Source organism: Deltaproteobacteria bacterium (assembly GCA_022340465.1).
In the GTDB taxonomy this organism is placed as follows: Bacteria; Desulfobacterota; Desulfobacteria; order Desulfobacterales; family B30-G6; genus JAJDNW01.
Genome location: JAJDNW010000147.1, coordinates 1 through 4336, shown reverse-complemented (window position 1 = coordinate 4336; position 4336 = coordinate 1). Strand labels below are relative to the sequence as shown.

Here is a 4336-nt window from a genome sequence, read left to right as displayed (position 1 = left end):
GAGCTTGGCCGCCGTCGCCGCTGATTGGTTTCAAACGGCGGCAGGGGGTCGACCTCGGGATTGCCAGCGCGATTTTTCTGACTTGCTTGCATCTTAAAAACCTTTTTCGGTCCTTGCCTGTTGAAGTCAACTACTTGCGGCTCAAGCCTAAAACTTGGGAGCCAGGGAAAAAAAGCCCATAGCGCATCGCTGATATCATGCTATGCGCTATGAGCTGTCGGCTACGAGCTCTTTTCTGTTTCATGGGCCCTGATTCATCCCCTGCCGCCGGACTTAGGCAAACCACCAGCGTTCACAGCACTTCCAGCCGTCCAATTCCCAGTTGGCCGCCAGCTTGCCATAGCGAATCTTCTTGGTGGCCGCCTGCAAATCCTGGACAAAGGCCAGCACGATGACGCCGCCGTCATCCCGTACGATCTGCTGCATCTCATAATACATTGCGCGCCGTTTGTCGCTGTCCAGCTCGGCCCGGGCCTTGACCAGGAGCTCATCAAAATGCCCATTTTTCCAGTGGGTGTCATTCCAGGGAGCCCCGGAAGCATAGGTCGTGGTAAACATCCAGTCCTCGGTGGGCCGGCCGCCCCAGTAGACCGCACACCAGGGTTTTTTCATCCAGACGTCGTTCCAGTATCCATCGGCCGCCTCGCGCACCAGATTGATATCGATGCCTGCCTTTTTGGCATTCTCTTTGTAAACAGCGCCTGCATCCACGGCACCCGGAAATCCCTCGTCCGAAACCGAAAGGTCAAAGTCGCGCTGCGACAATCCCGATTTTTTCAAATAAAATTTGGCCTTGTCCGGGTCGTAGGTCCGCTGGGGCAGGTTTTTGTTGTAGTAGCGGTTGACCGGCGAAATGGGATGATCGTTGCCGGGAACGGCATAGCCACGCATGACCTGCTTGATGATCTCTTCGCGATCGATGGCATACTTCATGGCCATGCGCACGTTGTTGTCGGTAAAGGGGGCCTTGTCACAAAGCATGGCAAAGGTGTAGTGCTTCATCCCGTTGGTGATGATCGCCTGCAACGCAGGCGCTTTCTCGATGAATTGGAAGGTCTTCTTCTCACACCGGTTGATCGCATCCACCTGTCCGGTCTGCAGAGCCGTGGTGCGCGTGTTGGCGTCCGGCAGATGGATCATCTCGAGTTCATCAAAATGGCCGCGGTCGGTTTTGAAATAATTGGGGTTCTTTTTGGCAAAAGTCCGCACCCCCGGTTCGAAGCTCACCTGCTTGTAAGCGCCCGTACCGACATTTTTCATGAAATCCGTGGTATCGGCCGGGCAGATGGTCAGGTGGTAGTCGCTCATCAAAAAGGGGAAGTCGGCCGAGCCGCTTTTGAGCGTGAAGGCCACCGTGTATTTGTCCTCGGCCTTGATTTCATCGATGGATTTCAGCAGGGCCTTGGCCGCCGACTTGGAGTCCTCGGTGCGATGGCGCTGAATACTCCAAAGCACGTCATTGGCATCCATGGTCTTGCCGTTGTGGAACTCGACGCCTTTGCGCAGCTTGAACACCCACTTGGCGGCATCGGGGGTGGACTCCCAGGATTCTGCCAGCTCCGGCACGGGTGACATGGTATGGTCCACCTCAACCAGGTTGTTGCGCGTTGCGTAGTTGTAGACCTGCATGAAGGTGTTGGTGAACGTGGCGGGGTCACCGTTGTCGGCCGTATTGCCGCCCTGGACGCCGAGCCGGAAGCGGCCTCCCATTTTAGGTGTGGCCGCCTGGGCGCGTTTGCCCAGGAATGCAGGCGCCACGGCCGCGGTCAACCCCAGGGCCGTTGCCCGGCTTATAAATTCGCGTCGGGTGATCTTTCCATTGCTCAACAGGTTTTCGAGCCGTTTCAATTGCGACATGATTTCCTCCTTTCGTTGTTCTTATAGATGTTGAACGACACCAGAGAGGATCCCGTCCCTGACATAACCTCAAAGCAATCGGCTTGAGGTTTTTAAAGGGTATAATTTTAAGGTATTGGGCATCAGTACGTTATAGCGTTTGTATCGGAACATATATATGACAACCGGTATAAAGGCACAGGCCTCGAAAGGGGCCGTCTTTTCCTCGACTGTGCAGTTTTCTTCTCCAGGCAAACCGCAAGAATGATTTTTTTTCAGGACACGATCCAGTAGTAGGGCTTTTGAGGTCGCACGCAGGGTTATTGTTTTGGCATGCGCCGGATCGGAAAAATATATGTAATCGCGTAGTGATCGAATTGTTTGTTTGAATAATGAATAGTACCCTCTCCGCCCGTATCTGTCAATCCACTTCACAAAAAAAGAACCCTGCTGGACAACGAACCATCGCTGTCCAGCAGGGCTTTTATGGGATGCCGTCTTGGTTCTGTTCAGTCGGCTTGCCTTTTTACTTGAACCACCACCTTTCGGCGTTGCGCTGACCATCGGCTTCCATGTGACCGGAAATGGTCCCGTGACCGATCTTTTCAGACAGGCCTTCTACGATCTGGGCAAACATGGGCACCACGGTACCGCCCTGATTGCTGCAGATTTCCTGCATGTCGTAATACTGCTGGCGGCGTTTCTTGGTGTCGAGTTCGGCCCTGGCTTCTACCAGCAGCTCGTTGAATTTTTTGTTGTTCCAGTGCGTGTCGTTCCAGGGGGCGCCGCCCTCATAGGCTATGGAAAACATCAGGTCTTCCGTGGGGCGGCCGCTCCAGTAGCACATACACCACTCCTTCTTGGTCCACACATTGCTCCAGTAGCCGTCGCTGGGCTCACGCACCACCTTGATGTTGATCCCGGCCTTCTTGGCGTGCTCCTGGTACAGGATGGCGGCGTCGTCGGCTCCCTGGAAGGCAGCCTCGGCCGTGTGCAGCTTGAATTCGTGATTTTCCATGCCGGCCTTTTTCAAATAGAATTTGGCCTTGTCCGGGTCGTACTTCCGCTGGGGCAGGTCCTTGGCATAGTAGCGGTTGACCGGCGCGATGGGATGGTCGTTGCCGACCTCGCCGTAGCCGTTCAGAATGCGTTTGACTAGCTCGTCGCGGTCGACGGCGTACTTCAACCCCAGGCGGACGTTGTTGTCGTCATACGGTTTCATATCGACCAGCATGGGCATGGTGTAGTGAAACGTGGCGGTAATGGCGCTGATCTCGATGCCCTTGGAGCGTTCCAGAAGGTGCACGGTCTTACGCTCGCAGCGGTCCATAAATTGGATCTGGCCGGTCTTGAGGGCGTTGGTGCGGGCGTTGACATCGTTGATGCTGAGGGTCTCGACGCTGTCGAAATAGATGCGGTCGGCCTTCCAGCTGTTGGGATTGCGCTTGGTAAGTGCGGTGACCCCCGGCTCCCATTCCTCGAGCACGAAGCCCGCCGTGCCGATGCCCTTTTCAAACTCCTTGCCCTTGGTGCCGGCTTTGAAAATCGCCAGGTGGTAGTCGGCCATGTAAAAGGGAAAGTCGGCGATGCCGGACTCCAGCTCGAAAACCACGCGATTCTTGCCGTCGGCCTTGAGGCTGGTGATCGGCTTCACATAGGGCTTGGCGCCGGACTTGGAATCCTCGCCCCGATGGTGATTCATGGTGTAGATCACGTCCTCGGCGGTGAGTGATTTCCCGTCGCTGAACTCGACCCCCTTGCGCAGGTTGAAGATCCACTTCTTGGCATCCGGGCTCGACTCCCAGCTCTCAGCCAGGCAGGGAATGGGCTCCAGTTTGCTGTTGATCTCCGCCAGGGTATCCCGCAGCTGCAGCTCGACATTGATGTTCCAGCTGGAGGTGTGGGTGGCCGGATCCAGGCTGTCGGTGGTGGACCCTCCGGTCTGGGCCTGGACAAAATGCCCCCCCTTCTTGGGTGTGGCCGCTTCGGCCTTCCGCGCCATCAGGACGGGCGACATAGCCGCCGTCAGGCCCAGGGCCGTCATCTGGGCCATGAATTGCCGCCTGCTGATCTTGCCTTCACTGAAAAGTTTTTCCAGGTGTTCCAATGCTCGCATTTTTTCCTCCTCCATTTTTTGGGTTATGGTTGAATGGTAAGCAGTACACCTCGGGTATACAACGAAGTGATTTTGCCAGCATAATCGGCGTTTGACAAATTGGGCACTGTCCGCTTCCTTAAAAAGTTTATTACCATACCCTCAAGCGCCGAACAAGCATCAAATTACTGTTATCACGACAAGGGCACGGCCCCATGCTCGACCGTCATAGCCACGATCTCTCTTGAATCGATTTCCCGCGAAGGGACGCCCTTTTTAACGGCCATGGCGGCTGCCGCACCCATGGCCTGCCCCATGGCCATGCAGACACACTGGGCCCGGATGCCTGCCAGCGCCATCCGCTCTGCGGAAACGATACGTCCGGCAACCGTGAGCCTGGAGGCT

4 protein-coding genes are annotated in these 4336 nt (G+C 55.9%); 1 reads left to right on the top strand and 3 read right to left on the bottom strand.

Annotated elements, in window-relative coordinates; all coding sequences use genetic code 11:
- The coding region (locus tag LJE94_18845) for a hypothetical protein (GenBank protein ID MCG6912154.1) at nucleotides 1–182 on the top strand (182 nt) is incomplete at its 5' end.
- 91 nt (nucleotides 183–273) lie between these two features.
- On the opposite strand, the gene LJE94_18840 is transcribed toward LJE94_18845, so the two are convergent.
- From LJE94_18840 to LJE94_18830, 3 genes are all read right to left on the bottom strand, one after another.
- Nucleotides 274–1857: an ABC transporter substrate-binding protein gene (locus LJE94_18840; GenBank protein MCG6912153.1), complete on the bottom strand. Its 1584-nt coding sequence runs from the start codon at nucleotides 1855–1857 to the stop codon at nucleotides 274–276.
- A 505-nt stretch (nucleotides 1858–2362) separates the two neighbouring features.
- Nucleotides 2363–3952 (bottom strand): ABC transporter substrate-binding protein, encoded by a 1590-nt coding sequence (locus LJE94_18835; GenBank protein MCG6912152.1) that lies wholly within the window; start codon nucleotides 3950–3952, stop codon nucleotides 2363–2365.
- A gap of 173 nt (nucleotides 3953–4125) precedes the next feature.
- On the bottom strand, nucleotides 4126–4336 hold a 211-nt coding region (locus LJE94_18830; protein MCG6912151.1), incomplete at its 5' end, for an FAD-dependent oxidoreductase.

What these genes read in the sequence shown, in the direction of transcription:
- LJE94_18840 (MCG6912153.1), bottom strand. Translation starts at nt 1,857, where the DNA reads ATGTCGCAATTGAAACGGCTCGAAAACCTGTTGAGCAATGGAAAGATC.
- LJE94_18835 (MCG6912152.1), bottom strand. Translation starts at nt 3,952, where the DNA reads ATGCGAGCATTGGAACACCTGGAAAAACTTTTCAGTGAAGGCAAGATC.